General features: G+C 61.7%; 18 protein-coding genes. 7 read left to right on the forward strand and 11 right to left on the reverse strand.

The window, feature by feature from the left end; all coding sequences use genetic code 11:
• Window positions 1-68 precede the first annotated feature (68 nt).
• Window positions 69-2,675 carry a leucine--tRNA ligase gene (leuS, locus tag CRX69_RS07815; RefSeq protein WP_047229503.1) on the reverse strand — a complete coding sequence of 869 codons (2,607 nt, stop codon included), beginning with the start codon at window positions 2,673-2,675 and terminating at the stop codon, window positions 69-71.
• Window positions 2,676-2,968: 293 nt separating this feature from the next.
• On the opposite strand from leuS, the gene CRX69_RS07820 reads away from it, so the two are divergent.
• Together CRX69_RS07820 and CRX69_RS07825 are read left to right on the forward strand one after the other, a co-directional pair.
• Window positions 2,969-3,289, forward strand: a complete 321-nt coding sequence (locus CRX69_RS07820; protein ID WP_047229504.1) for a hypothetical protein — start codon at window positions 2,969-2,971, stop codon at window positions 3,287-3,289.
• 103 nt (window positions 3,290-3,392) lie between these two features.
• Window positions 3,393-4,154: a YdcF family protein gene (locus tag CRX69_RS07825; protein WP_107321821.1), complete on the forward strand. Its 762-nt coding sequence runs from the start codon at window positions 3,393-3,395 to the stop codon at window positions 4,152-4,154.
• 141 nt (window positions 4,155-4,295) lie between these two features.
• Here the strand turns inward: CRX69_RS07825 and lnt are convergent, their stop codons facing one another.
• The 5 genes from lnt to miaB form a co-directional block, all read right to left on the reverse strand.
• Window positions 4,296-5,819: an apolipoprotein N-acyltransferase gene (gene lnt, locus CRX69_RS07830; RefSeq protein ID WP_076383507.1), complete on the reverse strand. Its 1,524-nt coding sequence runs from the start codon at window positions 5,817-5,819 to the stop codon at window positions 4,296-4,298.
• Window positions 5,820-5,846: 27 nt separating this feature from the next.
• The gene (locus CRX69_RS07835) at window positions 5,847-6,686 is read right to left on the reverse strand and encodes an HlyC/CorC family transporter (RefSeq protein WP_025215634.1); all 840 of its coding nucleotides are present in this window, start codon (window positions 6,684-6,686) and stop codon (window positions 5,847-5,849) included.
• Between the two features lie 40 nt (window positions 6,687-6,726).
• Entirely contained in the window at window positions 6,727-7,185 is a 459-nt protein-coding gene (gene ybeY / locus CRX69_RS07840) for an rRNA maturation RNase YbeY (protein ID WP_047229507.1), read from the reverse strand.
• Window positions 7,178-8,188, reverse strand: coding sequence for a PhoH family protein (locus CRX69_RS07845; protein ID WP_047229508.1), 1,011 nt, complete (start codon window positions 8,186-8,188; stop codon window positions 7,178-7,180). Before CRX69_RS07845 ends, ybeY begins: the two co-directional genes overlap by 8 nt.
• Window positions 8,189-8,403: 215 nt before the next feature.
• Window positions 8,404-9,732, reverse strand: a complete 1,329-nt coding sequence (miaB, locus tag CRX69_RS07855; protein ID WP_172833785.1) for a tRNA (N6-isopentenyl adenosine(37)-C2)-methylthiotransferase MiaB — start codon at window positions 9,730-9,732, stop codon at window positions 8,404-8,406.
• Window positions 9,733-9,865: 133 nt separating this feature from the next.
• Between miaB and CRX69_RS07860 the strand changes: the two genes are divergently transcribed.
• The gene (locus CRX69_RS07860; protein ID WP_016773045.1) at window positions 9,866-10,195 is read left to right on the forward strand and encodes a DUF1820 family protein; all 330 of its coding nucleotides are present in this window, start codon (window positions 9,866-9,868) and stop codon (window positions 10,193-10,195) included.
• Between the two features lie 140 nt (window positions 10,196-10,335).
• Here the strand turns inward: CRX69_RS07860 and CRX69_RS07865 are convergent, their stop codons facing one another.
• From CRX69_RS07865 to CRX69_RS07880, 4 genes are all read right to left on the reverse strand, one after another.
• Window positions 10,336-10,890 (reverse strand): tetratricopeptide repeat protein, encoded by a 555-nt coding sequence (locus tag CRX69_RS07865; RefSeq protein WP_047229510.1) that lies wholly within the window; start codon window positions 10,888-10,890, stop codon window positions 10,336-10,338.
• 218 nt (window positions 10,891-11,108) lie between these two features.
• On the reverse strand, window positions 11,109-12,392 hold the full coding sequence (gene hemL, locus CRX69_RS07870) for a glutamate-1-semialdehyde 2,1-aminomutase (RefSeq protein WP_107321822.1): 1,284 nt from the start codon (window positions 12,390-12,392) through the stop codon (window positions 11,109-11,111).
• Between the two features lie 24 nt (window positions 12,393-12,416).
• Window positions 12,417-13,043 (reverse strand): thiamine phosphate synthase, encoded by a 627-nt coding sequence (gene thiE, locus CRX69_RS07875; RefSeq protein WP_047229512.1) that lies wholly within the window; start codon window positions 13,041-13,043, stop codon window positions 12,417-12,419.
• A 16-nt stretch (window positions 13,044-13,059) separates the two neighbouring features.
• Window positions 13,060-13,857: a hydroxymethylpyrimidine/phosphomethylpyrimidine kinase gene (locus CRX69_RS07880; protein ID WP_076383510.1), complete on the reverse strand. Its 798-nt coding sequence runs from the start codon at window positions 13,855-13,857 to the stop codon at window positions 13,060-13,062.
• A 313-nt stretch (window positions 13,858-14,170) separates the two neighbouring features.
• Between CRX69_RS07880 and CRX69_RS07885 the strand changes: the two genes are divergently transcribed.
• The 4 genes from CRX69_RS07885 (at window position 14,171) to CRX69_RS07905 (ending at window position 21,079) form a co-directional block, all read left to right on the forward strand.
• The gene (locus CRX69_RS07885; RefSeq protein ID WP_107321823.1) at window positions 14,171-16,555 is read left to right on the forward strand and encodes a hybrid sensor histidine kinase/response regulator; all 2,385 of its coding nucleotides are present in this window, start codon (window positions 14,171-14,173) and stop codon (window positions 16,553-16,555) included.
• Window positions 16,556-16,629: 74 nt separating this feature from the next.
• Window positions 16,630-18,279, forward strand: a complete 1,650-nt coding sequence (locus tag CRX69_RS07890) for an acyl-CoA dehydrogenase family protein (protein WP_107321824.1) — start codon at window positions 16,630-16,632, stop codon at window positions 18,277-18,279.
• A 576-nt stretch (window positions 18,280-18,855) separates the two neighbouring features.
• Window positions 18,856-20,355, forward strand: coding sequence for an AMP nucleosidase (amn, locus tag CRX69_RS07900; RefSeq protein WP_160893475.1), 1,500 nt, complete (start codon window positions 18,856-18,858; stop codon window positions 20,353-20,355).
• A gap of 157 nt (window positions 20,356-20,512) precedes the next feature.
• Complete coding sequence (locus tag CRX69_RS07905; RefSeq protein WP_160893474.1) at window positions 20,513-21,079, forward strand: pseudouridine synthase; 567 nt, start codon at window positions 20,513-20,515, stop codon at window positions 21,077-21,079.
• Here the strand turns inward: CRX69_RS07905 and CRX69_RS07910 are convergent.
• Entirely contained in the window at window positions 21,074-21,283 is a 210-nt protein-coding gene (locus CRX69_RS07910; RefSeq protein ID WP_047230243.1) for a DUF2788 domain-containing protein, read from the reverse strand. The two genes, CRX69_RS07905 and CRX69_RS07910, sit on opposite strands and share 6 nt — an antisense overlap.
• Window positions 21,284-21,345: the final 62 nt, after the last annotated feature.

Here is a 21,345-nt window from a genome sequence, read left to right on the forward strand (position 1 = left end):
CCTATGGCTCGACAGTGCGGCCCCGCAGGTTATATTCGGCGCCCGGCCCAAGCCGGCGCCCGATCCAATTAGCTTGCGACGATGTTGACCAGTTTGCCGGGCACGACGATCACTTTGCGGATCGTCAGGCCATCGACGAAGCGCAACACGTTTTCATTGGCCCGTGCGGCGGCTTCGATTTCTTCGCGAGTGGCGGCGGCCGGCATTTCGATCTGGCCGCGCAGCTTGCCGTTGACCTGGATGACCAGGGTCAGGCTGTCCTGCACCAGCGCGGTTTCGTCCACCACCGGCCAGCTGGCGTCAATCACCGGGTCAGCGTGGCCCAGGCGGTTCCACAGCTCGTGGCTGATGTGCGGCGTGATCGGAGCCAGCAGCAGCGTCACGGCTTCCAGACCTTCGTGAACCAGTGCGCGATCCTGTTCGGTGCCTTGCGCGGCTTTTTCCAGGACATTCATCAGCGTCATCACCTGGGCGATGGCGGTGTTGAATTTGTGGTTCTGGCCGACGTCATGGCTGGCCTGCTTGATGGCCAGGTGGATCGAACGGCGAACGGCTTTCTGCTCGTCGTTCAGGCCGGCGACGTCCAGTTTACCCGGCAGGCCCTGAGTGACGTGGGCTTGAGCCAGACGCCAGACGCGCTTGAGGAAGCGGTGCGAACCCTCGACGCCGGAGTCGGACCATTCCGCGCTCATGTCGGGTGGCGAGGCGAACATCATGAACAGGCGGCAGGTGTCGGCGCCGAACTGGTCGATCATCGACTGCGGGTCGACGCCATTGTTCTTCGACTTGGCCATCTTCTCGGTGCCGCCGATTTCCACCGGCAGGCCGTCGGCGATCAGTTTGGCGCTGATGACCTTGGCTTTGCTGTCGCGTTCGAGTTCGACGTCGGCCGGGTTGTACCAGGTGTAGGCACCGTTGGCTTCGCGACGATAGTAAGTCTCGGCGATCACCATGCCTTGGGTCAGCAGGTTCTTGAACGGCTCGTTGGAGCTCACCAGGCCTTCGTCACGCATCAGCTTGTGGAAGAAGCGCGCGTAGAGCAGGTGGAGAATGGCGTGTTCGATGCCGCCGATGTACTGATCCACCGGCAACCAGTGGTCAGCCGCGGATTTTTCCACCAGGCCGCCTTCATAGTGCGGCGAGGCGTAGCGGGCGTAGTACCACGAGGACTCGACGAACGTGTCCATGGTGTCGGTTTCACGCCGGGCCGGCGCGCCGCATTTCGGGCAGCTGCATTCGTAGAACTCGGGCATGCGCGCCAGGGGCGAGCCGGCGCCGTCGGGTACCACATCTTCGGGCAGGACCACGGGCAGTTGATCTTCCGGTACCGGTACGTCACCGCAAGTATCGCAGTGCACGATCGGAATCGGGCAGCCCCAGTAGCGTTGGCGGCTGATGCCCCAGTCCCGCAGGCGGAACTGGGTGCGGGAGGCACCGAGGTTTTTCTTGATCAGGGCCACTTCGATGGCGTCGAACGCGCCGGGGAAGTCCAGGCCGTCAAACTCGCCGGAGTTGATCAGTTCGCCGTGTTCGCCATAAGCGTCCTGCCATGGCGCCGGGGTCTGGTCACCGGCGCTGGTACGCACCACGGCCTTGATCGGCAGGTTGTACTTGTGGGCGAATTCGAAATCGCGCTCGTCGTGGGCCGGAACAGCCATGACGGCGCCGTCGCCGTAGTGCATCAGCACATAGTTGGCGACCCATACCGGGAGTTTTTCGCCGGTGAGCGGATGCTCGACGAACAGCGAGGTCGGCAGGCCTTTCTTCTCTTGAGTGGCGACATCGGCTTCAGCGACGCTGCCACCTTTGCATTCGGCAATGAACGCCTGCAGCTCGGGGTTGTTGCGGGCGGCCAGGGTCGCCAGCGGATGCTCGGCGGCCACGGCGACATAGGTAGCGCCCATCAGGGTATCCGGACGGGTGGTGAAGACTTTCAGATTGCCCGCTTCGCCAATGGAGGCGACGTCGTAGGGGAACTGCACTTCCATGCCCCGGGACTTGCCGATCCAGTTGCGCTGCATGGTCTTGACCTGTTCAGGCCAGCCGGTCAGCTCGTCGAGACTCTCCAGCAGTTCATCCGCGTAGGCGGTGATCTTGAAGTAGTACATCGGGATTTCGCGCTTTTCGATCAGCGCGCCGGAGCGCCAGCCGCGACCGTCGATCACCTGCTCGTTGGCCAGTACGGTCTGGTCCACCGGGTCCCAGTTCACGGTGCCGTTCTTGCGGTAGATCACACCTTTTTCGAACAGGCGGGTGAACAGCCATTGTTCCCAGCGGTAGTAATCAGGCTTGCAGGTGGTGACCTCGCGGGACCAGTCCACCGCCAGGCCCAGGCTGCGCAGCTGGGTCTTCATGTAGGCGATGTTTTCGTAGGTCCACTTGGCGGGGGCCACGTTGTTCTTCATCGCGGCGTTTTCCGCCGGCATGCCGAAAGCGTCCCAACCCATGGGTTGCAGGACATTCTTGCCTTGCATGCGCTGGTAGCGGGAGATCACATCGCCGATGGTGTAGTTGCGCACATGCCCCATGTGTAGCTTGCCGCTGGGGTAAGGGAACATCGACAGGCAGTAGTAAGTCTCCTTGCCTGGCTGTTCACTGACTTCAAAGGACTTTTGCTCGTCCCAGAACGACTGGGCGGCGGCTTCGATTTCACGGGGCTGATAGTGTTCGTGCATGGCTACTTTTGTACTGAATGGGGTGGCCCAATCCTCTTCGTTGCCATGCTGGACGCAGACGACGCCTGATACGGCGTTTTCGATGCCCAGCCGAGCTGGAAGTGGAGTTACAGGAAGCGCCGTAGCATACATGACCGTGCTCTGCCGAGGGAAACCCTGATTGCGTGCCGGGGCATTGTCGATACCCGGTGACGGCCGCTGTTCAGGGCCGTTGGTCGCGGCGCCCTGCCGGTTTGCCCAGCGAAGCTAAGCTTCTCAATGGGGAGTGAGTCTTATCTTCAATGAGGTGAGGGATGGTTGAATCACAACGTAAAGTAACTACACCTGAGTTGTACGAAAAACTGATCGATCGTCTCGGGGTGGCCCTGGACGCTGCAAGAACCGCCGGTCGCTTGCGCGATGAACGCCCGGCAGAGCTGGAACTGCGTGGCTTGACCCCCGCAGAGTTCGAGCTGGTCAAGGCTTACCTTGAGCAGGTCGGGCATCAAGCCCCCACAAGTGGGGCTCAGCTACTCAAGCGCCTCGATACGCCCCGTTCGGCCAAGGTTGTATGGCTCAAGGATCGGACGCCCACCAGGGATGCTGTAAAAGTCCGGTCACTGCAGTTCAAGTAAAGCCGGATTCACGCTTGTCGCTTTTTTTGGTTCAAGGTTATTTCGAATCTGTTGTCGCTTTGCGTCAACCCACCTAGGCTTCGGGCATCTATGGAGATGCCCGATGCCGTTTCGCTATTTCATCAAACAACTTTTATTGCCGCCCGGCATTCTTTTGCTGCTGTTGGTGCTTGCCTGGTGGTGGCGCCACTCCCGGCCGCGCCTGGCTCGCCTGTGTTTCATTGCCGGGGTGGGCGGTTTCTGGCTGATGAGTTTGCCTGTGGTGGTGCAATGGAGCGCCAAGGCGTTGGAGCGCGAGCCACCGCTGCCTCGCAGCGAATGGGTGACGCTGGCGCAACGTGCCGATGCCATCGTGGTGCTTGGTTCGGGCCGCGATCGCGGTGACCTGGCCTGGGGCACCGACCAGCCCACCGGCATCGGTCTGGAGCGCCAGCGGTATGCGGCGCGACTGGCCAAGGCATCGGGATTGCCGGTGCTGACCAGCGGCGGCTTGCACTATGGCTCCCCGCCGAGTGAAGCGAAATTGATGGCCGATTCGATGCTCGATGATTTTGGTGTCACCGTGCGCTGGCAGGAAGGGCGCAGTCGCACGACCTGGGAAAACGCCAAGATGAGCGCCGAGATGTTGCTGCCGCAGGGCATCAGACGAGTCGTGGTGGTGACCCATGCGTCGCACATGCCACGGGCAGTCTGGAGTTTCGAGCGCTCGGGGTTTGAAGTGGTTCCTGCACCGGTGGGCTTTCTGGGGCAGGACAACGCCCGCCCGCTGGGCGGCTGGATGCCGGAGTTCAAGTCGATCTGGCAATCGGGGCAGTTGATGAACGAGGCGGTGGGGCAGGTGGGGTATAGGTTGTTTTATCGTTGAAGTGTTCCCGGATCGTTCCCACGCTCCTGCGTGGGTACGCCTCAAGGGACGCTCTGCGTTCCAAGGCGGGCTGGCGTCGGCCACCAATGACGCGGAGCGTCACGGGCTGCATTCCCACGCGGAGCGTGGGAACGAGCAACCTTAAACCGTCTTGGCCATCCGTCCCGCCATCAACGCCCAGCCCAGCAGCAACACGCACACGATGATCAACGGCCACGAGCGCCATTGCAGGTAGGGCGTCAGCCCGTGCATCGGCACGACTTCGCCGTACAGTACGCCACGCTCGAATTGTGGGATCTGTACGGTGATCTGGCCGAAGGGGTTGATCAGGCCGGTGACGCCGTTGTTGGTGGAGCGGATCATCCAGCGACCGGCTTCCAGGGCGCGCATCTGCGCCATTTGCAGGTGTTGCAACGGGCCGATCGAGGTGCCGAACCAGGTGTCGTTGCTGATGGTCAGCAGCAGGTCGCTACGCGCCGAGAGGCCGGCGGCGAACTCCGGGTAGACCACTTCATAGCAGATGAACGGCGCGATCTGGTAACCCTTGGCTTGCAGCAAAGGCTGGTCGGCCGGGCCTCGGGCAAAGTCCGACATAGGGAGATCGAAGAACGCGATCAACCCCCGCAGAATGTCCTGCAACGGCACATATTCGCCAAATGGCACCAGTTTTTGCTTCAGATAAGTGCCGTCACCTTCACCGGTCACGGTGATGCCGTTGAAGTAACGCTTCTGCTGGTGCACCAGTTGGCGAATCGGAACGCCGGTAATCAGCGCCGAATTTCGCTCGGCGGCGAAGGTGCCCATCATGTCCAGGTAGCCCTGGGCAGATTCCTTGAGCACCGGCACAGCTGTTTCCGGCCAGATCAGCAGGTCGACCCGTTTGGAGGCAAAGCTCATGTCGCGGTACAACGCCAGTTGCGCGTTGAGCTGCTCGGGGTCCCACTTCATGCTTTGTTCGATGTTGCCCTGGATCGCCGCGACGCTCAGCGCATCACCCGAAGGGCTGGTCCAGGCATGGTCTTTGAGCGCCATGCCGGCGACCCACGGGCCGATCAGCAGGATCACGCCCGCTGCGATAAAGCCTTTGCGCCCGGCGCGGATCAACCGTGGCGCGTTGTACAGCAGCGCGGCGGTCAGGGCCAGGGTGAAGGAAATCAGCCACATCCCGCCCAGCGGCGCGAGGCCGGCCAAGGGGCCGTCAAGTTGGCTGTAACCGGAATACAGCCACGGAAACCCGGTGAGGAACCAGCCGCGAAAGGCTTCCTGGCCCAGCCACAGGGCGGCGAAGGCCAAGGCGTCGGCCAGCGGAGCTTCGTTACGCCGCAACCACCGGGCCCAGAGCCAGGCGGGCAGGGCGAAAAACCAAGCAATGGCGGCGATGAACAGCAGCATCAAGAAACCGGCGAGCAGCACCGAGGCGCCGCCGAAGTTGTGAATGCTGACGTAGATCCAGCTGGTGCCGGCGCCAAACAGGCCGAAACCGAAGCACCAGCCACGGCCGAGGGCCTGGCGCGGTGAAAGCTCGCGCAGACCGGCATAGAACAGCCCGACCGCCAGCAGTGCCAGCGGCCAGATGTCGAACGGCGCCAGGGCCAGGGTGGTGATCGCGCCAGCCGCCATGGCCAGCAGGTTACCGGGCCAGCCGGGGCGGGTTGTCCAGCGCATGTGTGTCCTTAGCGGGTCTCGCAGGGTTTATCGGGCAATGGGTGACAGGCGCAGCAAGTGAATCCGACGGCTGTCGGCGTTCAGGATGCGAAAGCGCCAGGAACCGATTTCCGTGGTTTCATTGCGCTTGGGCAGGTGCCCGAAAGCACTCATCACCAGGCCGCCGACGGTGTCGAACTCATCGTCGGAGAATTGACTGTCGAAAAACTCGTTGAAGTTCTCGATCGGCGTCAGGGCCTTGATCAGGAAGTCGCCGCTGGGCAGCGGTTTGATGTAGCTGTCTTCCTCGACGTCGTGCTCGTCTTCGATGTCGCCGACGATCTGCTCGAGCACGTCTTCGATGGTGACCAGCCCGGCCACGCCGCCGTATTCGTCGATGACGATGGCCATGTGGTTGTGATTGGCGCGGAATTCACGCAGCAGCACGTTCAGGCGCTTGGACTCGGGCACGAAGGTGGCCGGGCGCAGCAAGTCCTTGATGTTGAAACTGTCGCCGTTCTCCTGAAGGATCAGCGGCAGCAGATCCTTGGCCAGCAGCACGCCCATGACGTCGTCATGGCTCTCGCCGACTACCGGGTAGCGCGAGTGAGCGGAATCGACCACGGCGGGCAGGAATTCGCGAGGTGTCTGGGTCGCCTTGATGCTGACCATCTGCGAACGGGGGACCATGATGTCCCGCACTTGCAGGTCAGCGACCTGGATGGCGCCTTCGACGATGGCCAGCGCTTCGCTGTCCAGCAGTTTGTTCTGGTGTGCATCGCGCAGCAGCTCCAGCAGCTCCTGGCGGTTTTTCGGCTCATGGGCAAAAGCCTGGGTGAGCTTGCCCAGCCATGACTTCTGCCCGTTGCTCGATCGATCTTCGCTCATAGCGATTACTCTGAATCCTTTGTCGTTACAGGTTGATGTATCAGTGTTCGTCGCCGGCGTAGGGGTCGGGGTGACCCAGCTCTGCAAGCAACGTTCGTTCCAGCGATTCCATTTCCTCGGCCTCGTCATCTTCTATATGGTCGTAACCCAATAGATGCAAGCAGCCGTGAATCACCAGATGGGCCCAGTGGGCCTCAGCGGTCTTGCCTTGTTCGGCCGCTTCGCGCTCCACCACCGGGATGCAGATCACCAGATCGCCCAGCAGCGGAATGTCGAGCAGTTCGTCGGGCACGTCGGCGGGGAACGACAACACATTGGTGGCGTAGTCTTTCTGCCGCCAGGTGTGGTTCAACTCGCGGCCTTCGGGCTCGTCCACCAGGCGGATGGTCAGTTCCGAGTCGGCGCTGCGCTGGCGCAGGGCCAGCTCGCACCATTGGCGTAACTGAGCCTCGCTGGGAGCGGGGCGTTCGCTGGCCAGTTGCAGGTCAAGTTCAAGCATCGTGGCGATTGCCCTTCTCAGCGGTCGCCAGCTCATCCTGATGATTCTCGAAGCGCTCGTAGGCTTCGACGATGCGCTGCACCAATGGATGGCGCACGACGTCCTTGGGCATGAAATGCGTGAAACTGATGCCCGGCACGTCCTTGAGCACCTGGATCACATGGTTCAGCCCGGATTTGGTGCCGCGGGGCAGGTCGACCTGGGTGATGTCCCCGGTGATCACCGCGGTGGAGCCGAAGCCGATCCGGGTCAGGAACATTTTCATCTGCTCGACCGTGGTGTTCTGGCTTTCGTCGAGGATGATGAAGCTGTTGTTCAGCGTACGGCCACGCATATAGGCCAGCGGCGCGACCTCGATGACCTGGCGTTCGATCAGTTTGGCGACGTATTCGAAGCCGAGCATTTCGTACAACGCGTCATACAGCGGACGCAAGTACGGGTCGATTTTCTGGGCCAGGTCGCCGGGCAGGAAACCGAGTTTTTCCCCCGCTTCAACCGCCGGACGCACCAGCAGGATACGGCGCACCTGTTCGCGTTCCAGCGCATCGACGGCGCAGGCCACGGCCAGATAGGTCTTGCCGGTACCGGCCGGACCGATGCCGAAGTTGATGTCGTTGCCCAGGATTTCCTTCACGTAGCGCTGCTGATTCAAGCCGCGAGGGCGAATCATGCCTTTTTTCGTGCGCAAGGCCACGGCAGGTTCTGACGGAGCGTGGTTCTCGAGTTCTTCGAGGGCCGACTCCTGCAGGAACAGGTGGACGGTGTCCGGCGACAGCTCGCTTCCCTTGGTTTCCCGATAGAGGCGGCGCAGCAGGTTTTCCGCGGAGGAGGTGTGCTTGGGTTCGCCGATCAGTTCGAACTGGTTTCCGCGGTTGCGGATCTCGATGGCCAGGCGCTGTTCGATCAAGCGCAGATGCTCGTCGAATTGCCCGCACAGATTGGCGAAGCGGCGAGCCTCAAAGGGCTCGAGAATGAAACGATGTGGTTCGATGGGTGCGTTCAAGGTCGTTTTTAGCCGCCCTGGGGCAATTAAGATGAAATCAAGGATAACGCCAGTAGGCTGGGTGCGAAAGCTCTTAAAGAGGCGAATCTGATCACAGGGTTGGCGCAACCCATTGTGGGAGCGAGCCTGCTCGCGATAGCGGCGTCACATTCAACATCGATATTGACTGTCACGCCGCTATCGCGAGCAGGCTCGCTCCCACAGGAAACTTTGTGTTACTGGACCAACGAACCGCGCAACGAGTGCGGTTGCGCGGCATCGATGTGGACGTCGGCGAACTGGCCGATCAGGGCCGGAGTGTCGCAGCGGAAGTTGACGATGCGGTTGTTTTCGGTCCGCCCTTGCAATTCGCCCGGGTCTTTTTTCGAGTAATCGGTCACCAGAATCCGCTGGACGGAGCCGACCATCTGTCGGCTGATCTCGAAACCTTGCTGGTTCAAGCGATGTTGCAAGGCGTTGAGCCGTTCTTTTTTCACTTCTTCAGGGGTTTCGTCCGCCAAATCGGCGGCCGGAGTGCCGGGACGCTGGCTGTAGACGAAGGAATAGGAAAAATCGAAACCCACGTCTTCGATCAGCTTCATGGTCTGCTGGAAATCTTTCTCGGTTTCGCCGGGGAAACCCACGATAAAGTCTGAACTGATGCAGATCCCCGGCACCGCCGCCCGCAGTTTGCGCAGCTTGGATTTGTACTCCAGCGCCGTGTGGTTGCGCTTCATGGCCGCCAGGATCCGGTCGGAGCCCGATTGCACCGGCAGGTGCAGATGCTTGACCAGCTCAGGCACTTCGGCATGGGCCTGGATCAGGCTGTCGGAGAACTCCAGTGGGTGCGAGGTGGTGTAGCGGATACGGTCGATGCCCTCCACGGCCGCCACCACGCGGATCAGCTCGGCGAGGTCCGCCAGGCGCCCGTCGTGGGTCAGGCCGCGATAACCGTTGACGTTCTGCCCCAGCAGCGTCACTTCCCGCACACCGTGTTCCGCCAGGTGGATGATTTCGGCGATGACGTCGTCGAACGGCCGGCTGACTTCTTCACCACGGGTATAGGGCACCACGCAGAACGTGCAGTACTTGCTGCAACCTTCCATCACCGACACATAGGCGCTCGGGCCGTCGATACGGGGTTCGGGCAGGTGGTCGAATTTTTCGATTTCCGGAAACGAAACGTCGACTTGCGGCAGTTTGGTGATGCGCGCGGCGTCGATCATCTCCGGCAGGCGGTGCAGGGTCTGCGGGCCGAAGACCACGTCTACGTAGGGCGCGCGGTCACGAATGGCAGCGCCTTCCTGGCTGGCCACGCAACCGCCCACGGCGATGACCATTTCCGGGTTGGCCAGTTTCAGTTCACGCCAGCGGCCGAGCTGGGAGTACACCCGGTCCTGGGCGCGCTCGCGAATCGAACAGGTGTTGAGCAGGATCACGTCGGCGTCTTCGGCACGGGCGGTGACTTCCAGGGCCTGGTGTTCACCCAGCAGATCGACCATGCGCGAGCTGTCGTACTCGTTCATCTGGCAACCGTGGGTTTCGATGTAAAGCTTCTTGGCCATGGACGGAGTCATCACGTGATTCAAAGAACCGCGCATTATAGGGAACAAGTCACCCGGTTCCTACCGCTGCGCGAGCAGTGGCTATGCTATAGTTCGCGCCCTCATTTTTACCCGCCGATGTGTTTCGCCTGCCATGACCAAACGTGAAGCTCCAATCTACAAGGTGATTTTCCTCAACCAGGGCCAGGTGTTCGAAATGTACGCCAAGCAGATCTATCAAAGTGATCTGTGGGGCTTCCTGGAAGTCGAAGAATTCGTCTTTGGCGAGCGCACGCAAATGGTCGTCGATCCGAGCGAAGAAAAGCTCAAGGCGCAGTTCGAAGGCGTGGTGCGCAGCTTCGTGCCGATGCATTCGATCGTGCGTATCGACGAGGTCGAGCGCCTGGGCACCCCGAAAATCAGCGAAGCCCGCGGCGCGGTCGGCAATGTCATGCCGTTTCCGATGCCGATGCCTGAGAAGTAAGCGCCAAGACAGAGTTGCCCCCAATCGCGAGCGGGCTCGCTCCCACACTGGATCTTCTGTGTGCACATTATTTGTGAACACCCGGGATTAACTGTGGGAGCGAGCCTGCTCGCGATTAGGCTCTCAAGGCCGTGGTGGATTCAGGGCAGTGGCGAGAAGGGCGTGCGCCCGTCGGCGTTCTGCAATTCCATCAGGTATTTGCGGAAGATCTGCCCCAGCACCTGGGTCGCGACTTCCAGTTCGTCGCGGGGCATCTGTTCGGCGACTTCGTCGGCGGTGTCCAGGGCTTCTTCGGCGCCATTGACCGCTGCCATCTTCAAGACAATGTAGGCCTGCACGTTGTTGGCCGGCACGCCTTCGCCATGGAAGAACATGCCGCCCAGCTTGTATTGCGCCTGGGCATGGCCTTGCAGTGAGGCTTTTTCGAAGTAGCTGAGGGCCAGTTTGAGGTCGCGCGGCGCAGCCTTGCCGTCGTAGTAGAACTCGCCCAACTCGTATTGCGCTTGTGCATCGCCCGCGTCCGCCGCTTTTTGACAGGCGTCGAGTGCCGGTGCGAGATCTTGTGGCTGGGTGTTGAGCGTGCAACGGCCCATCGCCGGGATCAACAACGAGTTGCCGCCTGCTTGTGCGTTCGCCAGCAGCGGCTGAAGGAGCAACAGGCAGCCCAGGGCAAGGGTGCGGCCGGTGCGGTTCATGGGAATCGACTTACCTCTGAGGGGCACGCGGACCCTCCGGGGGATCCAATAAGCGCGCATTATGAAATAAGCAGGGCCATCCTTACAAAGTCTTTACTCGTTTTTCTGCTGCGAGGGAGCGCTAACGGCAGCTTCGAGGGGTAATACGTAGGAAAAGGGGCAAGAGGTTGTCGTCAATCACTGACGCCAGCGTCAGCCGGCGTCAGTTATCCACAGGCTTACTTCAATGCGGCGAAGGCCCGCTCGGCGGCGTCGAGGGTGATCTTCAGCTCGGCCTCGCCATGGGCGATGGAGGTAAAGCCGGCTTCGAACGCGCTCGGTGCCAGGTACACGCCACCGTCGAGCATCAGGTGGAAGAAACGCTTGAAGCGGTCAGCGTCGCTGGCCATCACATCTTCGAAGGTCACGATGTCATCGGCGCCACTGAAGTACAGGCCGAACATGCCACCGGCCTGGGTGGTCACGAACGGAATGCCCGCTGCGTCGGCACGAATCTGCAAACCGTCGAGCAGACGGGTGGTGTAGTCGGTCAGCTCGGCGTGAAAGCCCGGGCGGCTGATCAGACGCAGGGTGGTCAGGCCGGCGGCCATGGCCAGCGGATTGCCTGACAGCGTACCGGCCTGGTAGACCGGACCCAGCGGCGCGATGCATTCCATGATGGCACGCTTGCCGCCGAAGCAACCGACCGGCATGCCGCCGCCGATGATCTTGCCGAAGGTGCTCAGGTCCGGTGTCACGCCGTAGTGGGCCTGGGCGCCGCCGAGGGCTACGCGGAAACCGGTCATCACTTCGTCGAAAATCAGCACCACGCCGTGCTGGTCGCACAGGCTGCGCAGGCCTTCGAGGAAACCCGGCGCCGGCGGTACGCAGTTCATGTTGCCAGCCACAGGCTCGACGATGATGCAGGCCACTTCCTGGCCGACTTCGCTGAGCATCTTCTCGACTTCTTCGAGGTCGTTGAACGGCAGGGTCAGGGTGTGCTTGGCAAACGCTGCGGGCACGCCGGCCGAACTTGGTACACCTTGGGTCAGCGCGCCGGAACCGGCCTTGACCAGCAGGCTGTCGGAGTGGCCGTGGTAGCAGCCTTCGAACTTGATGATGCTGTCGCGACCGGTGAAGCCCCGTGCCAGGCGAATCGCACTCATGGTTGCCTCGGTGCCGGAGCTGACCATGCGCACCATTTCCATCGACGGCACGATCGAGCAGACCAGGTCGGCCATCTCGGTTTCCATAGCGGTCGGGGCACCGTAGGACAGGCCGTGCTGCAACTGGTTGCGCACCGCTTCCACCACGTCCGGATGGCTGTGGCCCAGAATCATAGGGCCCCACGAACCGACGTAGTCCACATAGCGCTTGTCATCTTCGTCCGTCACGTACGCGCCTTCGGCGTGTTTGAAGAACAGCGGGGTGCCGCCAACGCTCTTGAACGCACGAACGGGGGAGTTCACGCCGCCGGGGATGTGCTTTTGGGCATTGGCAAACAGGGTTTCGGAACGGGACATGGTTGGGCTCTCGAAATCGAAAAATTATTTGATCTGCAACAGATCGTTGAAGGCACGGGCGCGGCGCGTCACTTCCTGGGGGCTGTCGGCGCCGAACAGACCATGGACCACGGCCAGCAGGTCGACACCGTGAGCCACCAGCGGGGCGGCGTTGTCCAGGGTGATGCCGCCGATGGCGCACACCGGTATATGCAGTTTGATCCGGGCCTGGTCGAGCAGTTCAAGGTTTGCACTGGGTGCGCCGGGCTTGGTGTTGGAGTTGAAGAAGCGTCCGAACGCGACATAGCTCGCGCCCTCGCTGGCGGCCTGTTCGGCCAGTTCCAGGCTGGAATGACAGGTGGAGCCGATGATTGCGTCGCGCCCCAGCAGCGCCCGTACTGGCGCCAGAGGGCCATCGGTCTGGCCCAGGTGAACGCCGACGCCCAGGCGCGCGGCCAGTTCGGCGTCGTCGTTGATGATCAATCGGGTCTTGTAGCGCTCGCATAGATTGCGCAGCGCTTCGGCTTCGCGCAGACGACGGGCTTCGTCGCTGCTTTTATCACGGTATTGCAGCAGGGTGACGCCACCTTCCAGTGCCGCTTGCACATACGCGAGGAATTTGCCGGCCAGCAGTTGGCTATCGGTGATGGCGTAAAGGCCACGTAGTTTCATTCCACAGCCTCCGGGGCTACGAGCAGAAATCCAGCGGCAGGCGACGCGGGACGAACTGGCCTTTGCCCAGCTGTTCGGCATCGCGCAGGGTGCGCCAGGTGTAATCCAGTGCTGTCTTGACCGCGCTGGCGAGGTGTTCGCCCTGGGCCAGTCGTCCAGCCAGGGCGCTGGCCAGGGTGCAGCCGGAACCATGGTAGCTGCCGGGCAAGCGCTGGCAGGTGAAGGTTTCGCGGCGACCATCGCGGCTGTACAGGCGATTGTGGACTTCATGTTCGTCGCCGTGACCACCGGTGATCAACAGGTGCTTGACGAAGGGCAGCAGTTTTTCGGCGCATTCATCGGCGCTGCCCTCTGGCAGTTCAGCGAGGATGCGTGCTTCCGGCAGATTGGGGGTGGCGATGATTGCCAGGGGTAACAGGCGTTCGCGCATGGCGTAGCCGACTTCATCCTTGCCCAATCGTCCGCCGCCACCGGCTCGCAGCACTGGGTCGCAGACCATGGGCAAATGCGGGTGCGCCTGCAGCAGTTCGACTACCGTGTCGACCATTTCCAGTGAGCCGAGCATCCCCAGCTTGACCGCCGCTACCTGCGAATCGTTGAGCACGGCATTGGCTTGCGCCAGCACCCACTCCCGATCGAGCACGCGGAAATCGCTCACGTTAACCGTGTCCTGCACGGTCAACGCGGTAACGGCCGGGGCGGCATGACAACCCTGGGCGAGCAGGGCTTCGATATCTGCCTGCAAACCGGCGCCACCACTGGGGTCGTGGCCGGAGAGACAGAGGACAACGGGGCGAGAGCTGTAGATATTCATGGTGCGCGAGCTTACCACCAAACCTGTTTTGTCGGTGGTCGGACTCTGAGGGTTTTATGCTGGACTGCTTGCTCTGATGATTGCTTTTGATCCACCCGTTGCCGACCTGACCAAAGCAACAGCTCTATCTCAATGCTTGGCGCTGGAACGCCCGTTCTAGAGCCATCTGTAGGAAAAATTTCAATGGTGCAAATTGGCCATCAGCGGCTATGCTAGAAATGGATCCAACCAATAACAGGTAATGCCGGTTTTACGTCTACTCAGGGAATGGGGGGCTTCCTGATTCAACCGGACAGGCCACGCTGGGGCTTAAATGCGCTATTTGCTGATGTTGCTGCTGTGCTTGCCCGCTTTGGCAAGCGCCCTCGAATTCGATGAATTCACCCAAAGCCTGCCCTTGGGCCATGCCCTGCAGGTGTTCGAAGACACCCACGGTACGGCCACCATCGACGATGTCCTGGCAGAGGCCGCGGCGGGTCACTTCAAGCCCCATGACAAAGCCACGCTGAACGCTGGTTATTCGCGCTCGGCATTCTGGCTGAAAATAGACCTGCACTACCGTCCCGGCAATCCGGACGCCCAACGCACCTGGTTGTTGGAGCTGGCCTATCCGCCGCTGGACCATTTGGACTTGTATCTGCCTGACAGCGCCGGGGCGTATCGCCTGGTTCGCCAGACCGGCGATGCCTTGCCGTTCGCCAGCCGTGAAATTCGCCAGAACAACTACCTGTTCAGCCTGGACTTCAAACCTGAACAACGCCAGGCCGTGTACCTGCGCCTGCAAAGCCAGGGGTCGATCCAGGCGCCGCTGACGTTGTGGTCGAGCACGGCCTATCTTGAGCAACAACCTGTGCGCTTGTACGTGTTGGGCACCATCTATGGCGTACTGCTGGGGATGCTGGTCTACAACCTGTTCATTTACCTGAGCGTGCGGGACACCAGTTACCTTTATTACATCGTTTATATCGCCTCGTTCGGCTTGTATCAGTTGTCGGTCAACGGAGCGGCCGTGGAGTATTTCTGGCCGGACAACCCCTGGTGGGCCAATGCCGCAACCCCCTTTTTCATCGGCTGTGCGGGTCTGTTCGGCAGCCAGTTTGCGCGCAGCTTCCTGCAAACCGCGCAACACAGTCGTTGGCTTGACCGGCTGCTGCTGGCGCTGATCGCCTACAGCGCCGTAGTGGTGGGCCTGTCGCTGATGACCAGTTACGCCCTGGCCTTGCGCCTGGCGACGGCATTGGCGCTGGTGTTTACCGTGGTGATTTTCGCCGCCGGGCTGTTCGTCTGGTGGCGTGGCCTGCGGGTGGCGCGTTATTTCATCATCGCTTGGTCGGCGTTTCTGCTGGGGGGCGTGGTCAACACGATGATGGTGCTCGGTTATCTGCCGAACGTATTCCTGACCATGTACGCCAGCCAGATCGGCTCGGCCATCGAAGTAGCGCTGTTGTCCCTGGCCCTGGCCGACCGTATCAATGCCATGCGCGAGCAGCAGGCCCAGACGCTGTTCGACGCCGGGCAGAAACTTGAAGTGCTCAACCAGCAATTGGCCCATGGCAACAAACTCAAGGATGAATTCCTCGCCACCTTGACCCATGAGCTGCGCACGCCGATGAATGGCGTGATCGGTTCGCTGGAGTTGATGGAAACCGTCGAAATGAATGAGGAGCTGACCCAGTATCAACAGACCGCCGCAGGTTCTGCGCGGGACATGATGCGCATGGTCAACGGCATCCTCACCCTTACAGAGTTGCAGGCCGGCAAGCTCAAGGCCTACCCGGCGCCGTTCAGTCTGCGCGCGATGGTCGACGCCTTGCAGGTGCAGTTCGGTGCCAATGCGGCGGTCAAGAGCCTGGATTTCAAGGTCGACGTGGCACCCGGCCTGACGGACCGGCTGATCGGTGACAGTGGCAAGCTGGCCCAATGCCTGGAATGCCTGCTGGACAACGCCGTCAAGTTCACCCGCACAGGGGGCCTGGCGCTGCGGGTCAGTGGCAGACCGTCGGGGCTCGATCGGCTGGTGTTGTCCTTTGCCGTGATCGACACCGGTATTGGTTTCACGGACCTTGGAGAGGCGAGCTTGTACCAGCGCTTCTTCCAGCTGGACGGTTCCATGACCCGGGAATACGGCGGTCTCGGCGTGGGGCTGGCGATCTGTCGGCAGCTGGTGGAGTTGCTGGGCGGACGCCTGACTCACACCTCCGAACCCGGTCGCGGCAGCCGATTCCAGTTGGATGTCGAGGTGGAAATGGCCGTGCCCGTGGAGGCGCCCACGCCATTTTCGTTCAGCCCGCGAGAAAGCGCGCGGTTGCCCCAGGATTGCACGGTGTTGCTGGCTGACGACAACAGCATTGATCTGCTGGTGATGCGCGGCATGTTGCTCAAGCTCGGTTACCGGGTGCGTACCGCCGACAGCGGCCGCGCGGCACTGGATGTGCTGCAGGGCGAGAGTGTTGATGCCGTGCTGCTCGATTGCCAGTCGCCACCGCTGGACGGGGTGTCGGTCTGCTGTCAGATCCGTACGCTCGCCGGCTGCGAGGACCTGCCGGTGTTTGTGGTCAGTCCCAATCCGAATCACGAGCGCTGCACGTCGGGCGCGTTGACCGATTACCTGAGCAAACCGGTGAAATTCGAGGTGTTGCGCACGATTCTGCAACGGCGGGTACTTTGTCAAAAACAGGGTGAAAGCGCCGATATTTAGGCGGGTATGACACTTTGTTCGGCCTTGGGGCGGTGCTTAACTGAACCTCTGCTGGCCGACCAAGGAGCCCTGTCATGAACCTGCACCAGTTCGCCGAAACCCACGAGGTCACCAATCAGCCACCGTCCCTGGATGGCGCCAACCTCTATCGCATCGACCTGCCGCTGCAACAGTGGTCGCAGCGTTTTGGTGCGGGTTGGGCGCAAGGGCGGATCGATGCGTATGGCGAGTTGGCCGGTGGGCCGCTGATGGAAGCGGGGTTTCTGGCGAACCAGAACAAGCCGGTGTTTTCCAGTCACGACCGCTACGGCCATCGCATCGATCTGGTGGAATTCCATCCCGCTTACCACCAGTTGATGCGCACCGCCGTCGAGCATGGCTTGCCCAGCCTGCCATGGGCCCAGCCGCAACCCGGCGCCCACGTCGCCCGAGCCTCGATGACTTATCTGCACAGCCAGGCTGAAGCCGGCACCGGTTGTCCGCTGACCATGACCTTCGCCAGCGTCCCGGCGTTGCGTTTGCAACCGGACCTGGCCGAGCTCTGGGTGCCCAAAGCGCTCGCCACCGAGTACGACCCGCGAAACGTCGGCATGGCCCACAAGGCCGGGGTGACCCTCGGCATGGCGATGACTGAAAAGCAGGGCGGCACCGACGTGCGGGCCAACACCACCAAAGCTTATCCGGTGGGCGCCAGCGGTCCGGGCCAGGCCTATGAGCTGGTGGGCCACAAGTGGTTCTGCTCGGCGCCGATGTGCGATGCCTTCCTGACCCTGGCCCAGACCGACAAGGGCCTGAGCTGTTTCCTGCTGCCGCGCCATCGCCCGGACGACACCCGTAATCAGTTCTATATCCAGCGGCTGAAGAACAAGCTGGGCAACTGTTCCAACGCCTCCAGCGAAGTTGAATTCCGCGGTGCGCTGGCCTGGATGGTCGGTGAAGAAGGGCGAGGCGTGCCGACGATCATCGAGATGGTCGCCATGACCCGCTTCGATTGCATGGTCGGTTCCAGTGCTCTGATGCGCCAGGCCCTGACCCAGGCCAGCCATCACTGCGCGCACCGGAAGGTCGGTGGCAAATTGTTGAGCGAACAGCCACTGATGCAAAACGTGCTGGCCGACCTGGCGCTGGAAAGCGAAGCCGCGCTCGCCCTGAGCCTGCGCATGGGCCGGGCGCTGGACCACTTGAGTGACGAACACGAGGCCAAGTTCGCGCGGCTGGTGACTGCGGTGGGCAAATACTGGATCTGCAAACGCGCCCCCGCGATGATCAACGAAGCCGCCGAATGCATGGGCGGCGCTGGTTACGTCGAAGACAGCATCCTGCCGCGCCTCTATCGTGAAGCACCAGTGAACTCGACCTGGGAAGGCTCCGGCAATGTGCAGTGCCTGGATGTCTTGCGGGCGCTGTCCAAGGAACCGGGCGTGCTTGAAGTGCTGTTCACCGAGCTGGGTGACGGCCACGGCGACAAACGCCTGGCTGCCCACATCGATCGGTTGCAGGCGGCGTTCAAGGATACCGCTGACATCCAGTACCGCGCCCGGCAATTGACTGAAGAGATCGCCATCGGCCTGCAAGCCAAGCTGCTGCTGGAAGCGGGTAACAGCGACGTCAGCGATGCCTTCATCGCCAGCCGCCTGGGTTCGGCTGGCCGGGCATACGGCGCCTTGCCCCGAGGCCTGAATGTCGAGGCCATCGTGGCACGCTCCACGCCCCAAGGTTTCTAAACGCCGAACCTGTGGGAGCGAGCTTGCTCGCGAAGGCGTAGATACATCCAACATCTTTGCTGACTGATACACCGCTATCGCGAGCAGGCTCGCTCCCACAGGGGATCTGCGGTGAATGAAGAACCTGCGGCTGGCGGCGATCAAGTGTGGGAGCGAGCCTGCTCGCGATGGCGGCGGCACATTCAACATCTCTGGTGACTGATACAGCGCTATCGCGAGCAAGCTCACTCCCACAGGGGATCTGCGGTGAATGAAGAATCTGCGACTGGTGGTGATCAAGGGTGGGAGCGAGCCTGCTCGCGAAGGCGGCGGCACATTCAACATCTCTGGTGACTGATACAGCGCTATCGCGAGCAGGCTCGCTCCCACAGGGGATCTGCGGTGAATGAAGAACCTGCGGCTGGCGGCGATCAAGGGTGGGAGCGAGCTTGCTCGCGATGGCGTCGGCACATTCAACATCTCTGGTGACTGATACACCGCTATCGCGAGCAGGCTCGCTCCTACATGGGGATTTGTGGTGGATGATCGATCGCGCCCAATACGCCACTGTTCCCGTCGGCCGACGATGCAGGCAAGATGAAGGCCTGCAAGTCAGAACACAGGAAGCTGATCGTGACCGAAGCGTTTATTGTCGTTCAAACCGCCGAACAAGCCGTGGATCGTCTGGCGGCCCTGCACGAGCGTGCGACCACTGCGCTGAACCAGGCGCTCAAGCGGTACCTCAAGGATCGCATCGAGCCGGATGCCGAACAGCGGGCGTTGTTTCGCTATCCCGCCCTGCGCCTGACCTATCACTGCCATGGCGAAGTCCCGCAAACCACCCGCGCCTACGCCAAGGTCCAGTTGCCGGGCACCTACAGTGTCACCGTCACCCATCCGGCTGCGTTCCGTAAATACCTGCTGGAGCAGTTGGTCCCGCTGATGCACGACTTTACCGTCACCGTCGAAGTGGGTGTCAGCGAGCAGAACATTCCCTATCCCTACGTGGTGGAGCAGGGTGATGAACTGGCCGGCTCCGGCGTGACTGCCGCGGTGCTGGCGCGAGTGTTCCCCAGTACCGACCTGTCGGCCGCCACCGATGGCATTGCCGACGGCCTCTATGACTGGGAAAACACCGACCCGCTGCCGCTGGCGTTGTTTGACGCGGCGCGGGTGGACTTTTCCCTGCGTCGGCTGGTGCATTACACCGGCAGCGACTGGCGCCATGTGCAGCCGTGGATCCTGCTGACCAACTATCACCGTTATGTGGATCAGTTCATTGTCCATGGCTTGGAGCAACTGCGCAGCGACCCGCGTTTTGTGCGCATGGTCCTGCCGGGCAACGTGATCATCGAAAAGAGCATGGACCACGGTGAAGCCTCGGCGATCGCCGCGGGCGTGGTCTGGCACCGCTACCAGATGCCGGCCTATCACCTGCAGGCCAGCGACGGCCACGGCGTGACGCTGGTGAACATCGGCGTCGGGCCGTCCAACGCCAAGAACATCACCGACCACCTCGCCGTGCTGCGCCCCCACTGTTGGCTGATGATCGGTCACTGCGGTGGGCTGCGGCAGTCCCAGACCATCGGCGACTACGTGCTGGCCCACGCTTACATGCGTCGCGATGGCATCCTCGACCGGGTCGTGCCGCCGAATATTCCGATCCCGGCCCTGGCTGAAGTGCAGATGGCCTTGCAGCAAGCGGCGGCCAATGTCACCGGTGAAAAGGGCGACGAGCTGAAGAAGCGCCTGCGCACCGGCACTGTACTGACCTACGACGACCGCAACTGGGAATTGCGCTGGGCCCAGGAGCGTCCGTTGATCAACCTGTCCCGCGCCGTGGCGGTGGACATGGAAAGCGGCACCATCGCCGCTCAGGGATACCGCTTGCGGGTGCCGTACGGCACGTTGCTTTGTGTCTCGGACAAACCGCTGCACAGCGAGATCAAATTGCCGGGTTCGGCCAACGCGTTTTACGAACGGGCGGTCAACCAGCACCTGAAGATCGGCATCGCGGCGCTGGACCTGTTGCGCAACGAACTCAACTCGCTGCACTCGCGCAAGTTGCGCAGCTTCGACGAGCCGCCGTTCCGCTGATGAACTGATCCCGGTTGAAGGGGCAGTGGTTATTTAACGGTCGGGCCACTAGCATGGTTGGCCCAGACCGTTAGATGTTGTGTTTGCCATGCCTCGTCCGCCACGTCCCGCTTCCCGCCGCCCTGGCGCGAAACCTCCCGCATCCGCCCCGCGCCGTGTGGCCAAGGCCCCGCCGGCCGAGCCGAGGCTGATCCTGTTCAACAAACCCTTCGATGTGCTGACGCAGTTCAGTGACGATCAAGGGCGGGCGACGCTCAAGGACTTTATCGACGTGCCCGGCATTTATCCCGCCGGGAGGCTGGATCGCGACAGCGAAGGGTTGCTGCTGCTGACCAACGACGGGCAGTTGCAGGCCCGCATCGCCGACCCCCGGCACAAACTGGCCAAGACCTATTGGGTGCAAGTAGAAGGCGAGCCCAGTGCCGAGCAATTGCAGCGTCTGTGCGCTGGCGTGGAACTGAACGACGGCATGACCTTGCCCGCACAAGCGCGACAACTGGACGAACCGCAACTATGGCCGCGCAACCCGCCGGTGCGCTTTCGTAAAAGCGTGCCGACCAGCTGGCTGGAATTGGTGATTCGCGAAGGGCGCAACCGTCAGGTACGGCGCATGACCGCCGCGGTGGGCTTGCCGACATTGCGTCTGGTGCGGGTCAGGATCGGTGACTGGACGCTTGAAGGGCTGGATCAGGGACAGTGGAAGGAAGTGCCGGCGCGTTTATAAGGTGCCCGTCTCGATCAGGCCGATCACCACGCTCTTGATGACGAATGCCGCCACGCCCAGTCCCAGCACAAAAAACAGGATGAACGAGCCAAAACGCCCGGCCTTGGACTTCTTCGCCAGATCCCAGACGATGAAACCCATGAAAATGATCAGGATGCTGACAAGGCCAGTCATCATCCACTCTTCGAAAACCACAGGATCCATCGAAACACTCCGGCGTGGGCGAGGTTGAAAAGGCGGGGCGAGTATACGGCATGGAAAGAGGG

The organism is Pseudomonas rhizophila (assembly GCF_003033885.1).
GTDB classification, from domain to species: domain Bacteria; phylum Pseudomonadota; class Gammaproteobacteria; order Pseudomonadales; family Pseudomonadaceae; genus Aquipseudomonas; species Aquipseudomonas rhizophila.

Coding starts and splice junctions, on each gene's coding strand:
- leuS (WP_047229503.1), bottom strand. CDS start 2,675: ATGCACGAACACTATCAGCCCCGTGAAATCGAAGCCGCCGCCCAGTCG.
- CRX69_RS07820 (WP_047229504.1), top strand. CDS start 2,969: ATGGTTGAATCACAACGTAAAGTAACTACACCTGAGTTGTACGAAAAA.
- CRX69_RS07825 (WP_107321821.1), top strand. CDS start 3,393: ATGCCGTTTCGCTATTTCATCAAACAACTTTTATTGCCGCCCGGCATT.
- lnt (WP_076383507.1), bottom strand. CDS start 5,819: ATGCGCTGGACAACCCGCCCCGGCTGGCCCGGTAACCTGCTGGCCATG.
- CRX69_RS07835 (WP_025215634.1), bottom strand. CDS start 6,686: ATGAGCGAAGATCGATCGAGCAACGGGCAGAAGTCATGGCTGGGCAAG.
- ybeY (WP_047229507.1), bottom strand. CDS start 7,185: ATGCTTGAACTTGACCTGCAACTGGCCAGCGAACGCCCCGCTCCCAGC.
- miaB (WP_172833785.1), bottom strand. CDS start 9,732: ATGGCCAAGAAGCTTTACATCGAAACCCACGGTTGCCAGATGAACGAG.
- CRX69_RS07860 (WP_016773045.1), top strand. CDS start 9,866: ATGACCAAACGTGAAGCTCCAATCTACAAGGTGATTTTCCTCAACCAG.
- CRX69_RS07865 (WP_047229510.1), bottom strand. CDS start 10,890: ATGAACCGCACCGGCCGCACCCTTGCCCTGGGCTGCCTGTTGCTCCTT.
- hemL (WP_107321822.1), bottom strand. CDS start 12,392: ATGTCCCGTTCCGAAACCCTGTTTGCCAATGCCCAAAAGCACATCCCC.
- thiE (WP_047229512.1), bottom strand. CDS start 13,043: ATGAAACTACGTGGCCTTTACGCCATCACCGATAGCCAACTGCTGGCC.
- CRX69_RS07880 (WP_076383510.1), bottom strand. CDS start 13,857: ATGAATATCTACAGCTCTCGCCCCGTTGTCCTCTGTCTCTCCGGCCAC.
- CRX69_RS07885 (WP_107321823.1), top strand. CDS start 14,171: ATGCGCTATTTGCTGATGTTGCTGCTGTGCTTGCCCGCTTTGGCAAGC.
- CRX69_RS07890 (WP_107321824.1), top strand. CDS start 16,630: ATGAACCTGCACCAGTTCGCCGAAACCCACGAGGTCACCAATCAGCCA.
- amn (WP_160893475.1), top strand. CDS start 18,856: ATGAAGGCCTGCAAGTCAGAACACAGGAAGCTGATCGTGACCGAAGCG.
- CRX69_RS07910 (WP_047230243.1), bottom strand. CDS start 21,283: ATGGATCCTGTGGTTTTCGAAGAGTGGATGATGACTGGCCTTGTCAGC.